The following is a 5,963-nucleotide window of genomic DNA, read 5'->3' on the forward strand; positions in this document are numbered from 1 at the left end:
CGGCTCGCGCGCGGGCCAGCAGCTCCTCGGCCTCGCGCGCCGCGGCGGCGCGCTCGGCTTCGGCGGCGGCGAGCATCTGCTCGGCCTGGCTGCGCAGCTCGGCGGCCTCGGCCAGCTGCTTGCGGATGCGCTCGGCCTTGCCGTCCAGCGCGCCGCTCAGCACGCCCCAGATCTTCCTGCCGAGAAACAGGAAGAACAGGACGAAGGAGACCGCGACCCAGAATTTGGGGTCGAGCCAGAAGTGCTCATACGCGTGCATCACGCCCTCCCGCTCGTAGCCAGGATACGGCCGACGGCGGCCTCGACCACCGGGCGATCGGCACGGCCGACCAGGCGGGTGACCAGCGCCTCGGCGGTGTCGGTGGCAACGCCACGGATCGCACCCATCGCGGCGGCGCGGGCGGCGTCGATCTGTGCCTCGGCCTCGGCGATCTGCTTGTTCAGGCGCGCGGCCAGGGCGGCGGCCTTGGCATCGCTCTCGGCCTGGGCGGCCTGCACGGCATTGGTCACGGCGGCGCGGGCCTCGGCGCGGGCGGCCTCGGTCGCGGCGCGGTGCGCGGCCATGGCCGCATCTGCTTCCGCCTTGGCGGCCTGCGCGGCCTCGAGGTCGGCGGCGATGCGGGCGTGGCGGCCCTCGATCACGGCGCCGACGCGCGGCAGCGCGACATTCGCCATGAGGAAATACAGCGCCGCGAAGATCAGCAGCAGCCACACCATCTGGCCGACCAGCAGGCGGCCCTGCTCGGGGTGGCCGAAGGCGAGCTGCGGCATGCCCTGGACCGGCACGGCCGAGCTGCTCGCGGCGATCGCTATGGTGGGCAGGGCGGCGGCCAGGGCCGCCAGGAACATCACTCGGCGCATCGCCGTCCTCTCCTCGCCTCGGGTGCCGCAAAACGCCCCGCCGCGCCCGAACGGGCGGGCGGGGCGCGCGGGATCAGGCGAACAGGATCAGGAAGGCGATCAGCAGCGCAAACAGCGCCACGGCTTCCGTGAGCGCGAAGCCCAGGATGCCGATCGGGAACACGACGTCACGGGCCGCCGGGTTGCGCGCCACGCTGTTGATCAGCGAGGAGAAGATGTTGCCGATGCCCAGACCCACGCCAAACAGCGCGATGACGGCGATACCAGCCCCAAGGGCCTTCGCGGCGGCGACTTCCATGATGTTCGTCCTTCTTTACATGGAGGTTCTGAACGTACGCGTGCGCACCGGCACCCCGGTCACATGGCGGGTCAGTGCAGGTGCACCGCGTCGTGCAGGTAGATGCTGGTCAGGATCGCAAACACATAGGCCTGCAGGAACGCGACCAGGAATTCGAAGCCCACCAGGGCGACATTCACCGCGAGCGGCATGGCCGCCACGAAGGGGCCCACCGCGCCCAGGCCGCCCAGCAGCACGACGAAGGTGGCGAAGACCTTCAGCATGACGTGGCCGGCGACCATGTTGGCGAACAGACGGACCGAGAGGGACACCATGCGGGAGAGGTAGGAGATGATCTCGACCGGGATGATGATCGGCGCGAGCCAGGTCGGCGCGCCCTCGGGGAAGAAGTAGGAGAAGAAATGCGTGCCGTGGCGCTGCAGCGCGATCACGGTCACCGACACCCACACGACCGCCGCCAGCGTCAGCGTCACCACGATGTGGGAGGTGAAGGTGAAGGCGTAGGGCAGCATGCCCAGCAGGTTGCCGAACAGCACGAACATGAAGATCGAGAAGACGAAGGGGAAGTACTTCTTGCCCTCGTCGCCGACCTGGTCGCGCACCATGCCCTGGATGAATTCATAGGCGCTCTCGCCCAGCGCCTGGAGGCGCCCCGGGACCATCGCGCCGCGATCGGCCGTCGCCTTCATCAGGAACCAGGTGAGGGCGACCGCCACCACCATGAACAGGTTCGACTGGCTGAAGGACACGGCATGGCCGAAGATGCCGAGCACCGGGGAGAGCTCGAACTGGCTCAGCGCGTCGATCGTCTTGCCTTCAACGGCCACCGTCTGGTCCCCCGTCCGTCATGTCGCGCCCGGGGCGGTCCCGCCCCTGCACACCCGCTGGCCGCGGCGCAAACAACCGATAGACGTTGAGCACCCCGGCGACGCTGCCCAGGACGAAGAACACCAGGAACAACCAAGGCCAGGTGCCCAGCCAGCGGTCCAGCACGAAGCCGATCCCGATGCCCACGCCCAAGGCCGAGACAACCTCGACCCCCGCGCGCAATCCGATCCCCCAGGGGCCCTGCGGCAGGTCGCCACGGCCCTTCGGGGCCCTGTCCAGGCCCTCGCGGGCCCGTGCCTGCCGCAACCGCTCGTCGAAACCGTTGCGCTTGTCCACCTTGGCTCCCTGGCGAAACCCCGCCGGAAGGCAGGCCGCGCTTTACGGTCCGGCCCTGGGGCTGTCAAGCGCGTGCGCCGCACAATCGGGCGGAATTCGGCGCTTTTCCTAAGCCTGCACGAAGCCGCCCGACTGGCGTTCCCACAGCCCGGCATAGACGCCGCCCAGCGCCAGCAACTCGCCATGCGTGCCCTGTTCCACAACCCGGCCGTGGTCCAGCACCACCAGCCGGTCCATGCGCGCGATGGTGGACAGGCGATGCGCGATGGCGATGACAGTCTTGCCGGCCATGAGCGCGGCCAGTTGTTCCTGGATCGCGGACTCGACCTCCGAATCGAGCGCGCTGGTGGCTTCGTCCAGCACCAGGATGGGCGCGTCCTTCAGCAGCACGCGGGCGATGGCGATGCGCTGGCGCTGCCCGCCCGACAGCTTCACGCCACGTTCGCCCACATGCGCGTCGTAGCCCGTGCGTCCGCGCCAGTCCGACAGGGCCATGATGAAGTCATGCGCCTGGGCCTGGCGCGCGGCGGCCTCGACCATGGCGTCGGTGGCGTCCGGGCGGCCGTAGCGGATGTTGTCGCGGATCGAGCGGTGCAGCAGGGCGGTGTCCTGCGTGACCATGCCGACGGCGCCGCGCAGGCTCTCCTGCGTGACGGTCGCGACATCCTGCCCGTCCACAAGGATGCGTCCCTGCTCGGGGGCGAAGAAGCGCAGCAGCAGGTTCACCGCGGTTGTCTTGCCCGCACCCGAATGCCCGACCAGACCCACGCGTTCGCCGGGCTTCACCATCAGGTCGAAGCCGCGCAGCACCCCGGCCTGCCGGCCATAGCCGAACTGCACGCCTTCGAAGCGGATCTCGCCTTGCGTGACGCGCAGGGCCTGCGCCTCCGGCGGGTCGGGGGCGGTGGGCGGCACGGCGATCGAGCCCATGCTCTCCTGCACCACGCCGATATTCTCGAAGATGGCGGTCACGTTGAAGGCCACCCAGCCGGAGATGTTGGCGATCTGCCAGGCCATCGGCAGGGCGGTGGCAACCGTGCCGAGGCCGATCTGCCCACGCTGCCACAGCACCACCGAGACGGCGGCCACCGCCACCATCAACGCGGCGTTCAGCACCGACAGCAGCAGCCCGTTCAGCGTGACCAGCCGCACCTGCCGGCCGAAGGCGGTGTTGAGGCCGAGCAGCCCCTCGCGCACGAAGGCGTCCTCGTCCTGCGCGCGGGCGAACAGCTTCACCGTCAGGATGTTGGTGTAGGAATCGACCACGCGCCCGGTCAGCGCGCTGCGCGCCTCGGAGGCCGCGCGCGAGCGGTCGCGCAGCCGCGGCACCAGCAGGCGCAGCAGCACCGCATACAGCACGAACCACACCAGCACCGGCAGGGCGAGCCATAGGTCGGCACTCGCCAGCCACAGCATCGCGCCGGTGCCATAGACCAGGATGTACCAGACGGCGTTGACCGACTGGACGATGCTCTCGCGCAGCGCCGGGCCGGACTGCATGACGCGCGTGGCGATGCGCCCGGCGAAATCCTCCTGGAAGAAGGCCCAGCCCTGGCGCACCACGTGCCAGTGCGCCTGCCAGCGGATCATCGAGGTCACCGCCGGCACGATCCCCTGCTGCGTGATCAGGTTCTGCGCCGTGATCGCGAGCGGGCGGCCCAGCAGCAGCACCGCCGCCATGCCGAGCAGCGCTGGCCAGGCATTCTCCCACAACGCCTCGGGCCCATGCGCCGCCAGCAGCGCGACCAGCGTCCCAATGAACACCGGGATCAGCGCATCGAGCAGCGCCACGCACAGCCCTGCCAGGAACAGCGCACCGAACAGCCCGCGCGCCTGCCGCGCGAAATGCCAGTAGAAGCCGAGCAGGCTCCGCGGCGGCGCATGGTCGGGCACCGGCACGCCCACGAAGCGCGACGCCGCCTCGCCCGGCGGCGTGATGGGATCGACCAGGCGTTCGAAGAAGCGGAAGGGCATGATGGGCAGGACGCGCCGCGGCGGCGCCGGCGTCAACCGCGCCGTGCGGTCAGCCCTCGTCCTCCTCCATCGCGGCGATGCGCCGCTGCGCTTCCTCGGTGCTGACCTCCTCGATGCGGGTCGCGACGGTCCAGCGATGGCCGAAGGGGTCGCGGAGCGACCCGGCACGGTCGCCGTAGAATTTCGGCTCGACCGGGGCCAGTGGCAGCGCGCCGGCGGCGACCGCGCGGGCGAAGACCGCGTCGGCATCCTCGACATACAGGTGCAGCATGACCGGCACAGCCCCGCCCTCCGGCGGCGCGAAGCCCATCTGCGGCCAGGCCCCGCCCAGCATGACCACACTGTCGCCGATCTCGACCTCGGCATGTCCGATGCTGCCGTCCGGCATCATCAGCCGCATCCGCTCGGTCGCGCCGAAGGCCCTGGCGTAGAAGGCGATGGCGCTGACCGGGTCAGGCACCGAGAGATAGGGCGTCAGCGCGGCATAGCCCGGCGGGATGGGCGGCACGGCCATGGCGTCGGTCTCCTGTTGGACCGGCCCATGCTGTCATGCAGCGGCGGCTCTTTCCAGAACGAAAAGTGAACAAACCCGTGAGGGCCAACGGATGTCCCGACCCCGTGGCCGCATTGGAAGGCTCGCGGCACGAGACCCTGACGGCTCGGCGGCGAGCGCCGTAAAACCAGTCCGTCGCCTTGCTGCCTTCGGCGCAACGGCGACGCCATCGGCGCCGGTTCCGGCCACCCACATCCGCACGTGGGCGCCCGCCGGGCGCGCGCCCTCAGGCCGCGACAGGCCCCTCCGCCATCTCGACCGCCTGGCCGAGATCCACGCTCAGCAGCCGCGACACCCCGCGCTCCTGCATGGTCACGCCGTACAGCCGATGCATCCGCGCCATGGTCAGCGGATGGTGCGTCACCACCAGGAAGCGCGTGCCGCTCTCCGCGGCCATGGCGTCGAGCAGGTCGCACAGGCGTTCCACATTGGCGTCGTCCAGCGGCGCATCCACCTCGTCCAGCACGCAGACAGGCGCGGGCTGGCAGCGGAACACGGCGAAGATCAGCGAAAGCGCCGTGAGCGCCTGCTCCCCGCCCGAGAGCAGCGACAGGGTCGCGAGCTTCTTGCCCGGCGGCTCGGCATAGATCTCGAGCCCCGCCTCCAGCGGATCATCCGAGCCCACCAGCGCCAGATGCGCCCGCCCACCGCCGAACAGGCGCGAGAACAGCGAGCGGAACTCCGCATCGACGCGGTCGAAGACCTCGCGCAGCCGCTCGCGGCCCTCGCGGTTCAGGTGGCCGATCGACCCGCGCAGCTTGGCGATCGCCGCCTGCACTTCGTCGCGGTCGCCGGTGATCTGGCCGACGCGCTGCTCGATTTCCGCGACCTCGATCTCGGCGCGCAGGTTGACCGGGCCCATCTCCTCGCGCTCGCGCGCCAGGCGCTCGACCTTGCGGCGCGCCTTCTCCTCGGCGGCATCGCTCAGCTCCTCCGGTGCGGCGGGCAATTCGGCATCCTCGCCAAGCCGTTCGGCGATGCGTGCGGCCACCGCCTCGCCCGCCGTCCCGGCCGCCTCGGCGGCGGCCTCGGCGCGCACCTGGCCTTCGCGCGCGGAGGCCAAAGCGGCGTCGATGCGCCGGCGCGCCTCGGTCGTTTCGCGCAGCCGCGCCT

The 5,963-nt window shown here is 70.7% G+C and carries 7 protein-coding genes and 1 pseudogene; all 8 read right to left on the reverse strand.

What is annotated here, in order from left to right; all coding sequences use genetic code 11:
* Positions 1 to 259, reverse strand: a 259-nt coding sequence (locus HW578_RS21750; RefSeq protein ID WP_198372812.1) for a F0F1 ATP synthase subunit B family protein, incomplete at its 3' end; no start/stop codon positions are given.
* Positions 259 to 861, reverse strand: coding sequence for a F0F1 ATP synthase subunit B family protein (locus HW578_RS21755; RefSeq protein ID WP_198372813.1), 603 nt, complete (start codon positions 859 to 861; stop codon positions 259 to 261). The genes HW578_RS21755 and HW578_RS21750, both read right to left, overlap by 1 nt.
* Before the next feature lie 73 nt (positions 862 to 934).
* Positions 935 to 1,159 (reverse strand): ATP synthase subunit C family protein, encoded by a 225-nt coding sequence (locus HW578_RS21760; protein ID WP_198372814.1) that lies wholly within the window; start codon positions 1,157 to 1,159, stop codon positions 935 to 937.
* Positions 1,160 to 1,230: 71 nt separating this feature from the next.
* Positions 1,231 to 1,986: a F0F1 ATP synthase subunit A gene (locus HW578_RS21765; RefSeq protein ID WP_198372815.1), complete on the reverse strand. Its 756-nt coding sequence runs from the start codon at positions 1,984 to 1,986 to the stop codon at positions 1,231 to 1,233.
* Entirely contained in the window at positions 1,976 to 2,323 is a 348-nt protein-coding gene (locus HW578_RS21770) for an AtpZ/AtpI family protein (protein WP_198372816.1), read from the reverse strand. The genes HW578_RS21765 and HW578_RS21770 overlap by 11 nt, the downstream gene beginning before the upstream one ends.
* Positions 2,324 to 2,431: 108 nt before the next feature.
* On the reverse strand, positions 2,432 to 4,333 hold the full coding sequence (locus HW578_RS21775; RefSeq protein ID WP_232479186.1) for an ABC transporter ATP-binding protein: 1,902 nt from the start codon (positions 4,331 to 4,333) through the stop codon (positions 2,432 to 2,434).
* Positions 4,334 to 4,346: 13 nt separating this feature from the next.
* Positions 4,347 to 4,811 carry a VOC family protein gene (locus HW578_RS21780; protein WP_198372818.1) on the reverse strand — a complete coding sequence of 155 codons (465 nt, stop codon included), beginning with the start codon at positions 4,809 to 4,811 and terminating at the stop codon, positions 4,347 to 4,349.
* A gap of 265 nt (positions 4,812 to 5,076) precedes the next feature.
* A pseudogene (locus HW578_RS21785) lies at positions 5,077 to 5,963 on the reverse strand (chromosome segregation protein SMC); the annotation flags it as partial.

Source organism: Roseomonas rosulenta, assembly GCF_016106005.1.
Taxonomy (GTDB): domain Bacteria; phylum Pseudomonadota; class Alphaproteobacteria; order Acetobacterales; family Acetobacteraceae; genus Neoroseomonas; species Neoroseomonas rosulenta.

What these genes read in the sequence shown, in the direction of transcription:
- HW578_RS21755 (WP_198372813.1), bottom strand. Translation starts at nt 861, where the DNA reads ATGCGCCGAGTGATGTTCCTGGCGGCCCTGGCCGCCGCCCTGCCCACC.
- HW578_RS21760 (WP_198372814.1), bottom strand. Translation starts at nt 1,159, where the DNA reads ATGGAAGTCGCCGCCGCGAAGGCCCTTGGGGCTGGTATCGCCGTCATC.
- HW578_RS21780 (WP_198372818.1), bottom strand. Translation starts at nt 4,811, where the DNA reads ATGGCCGTGCCGCCCATCCCGCCGGGCTATGCCGCGCTGACGCCCTAT.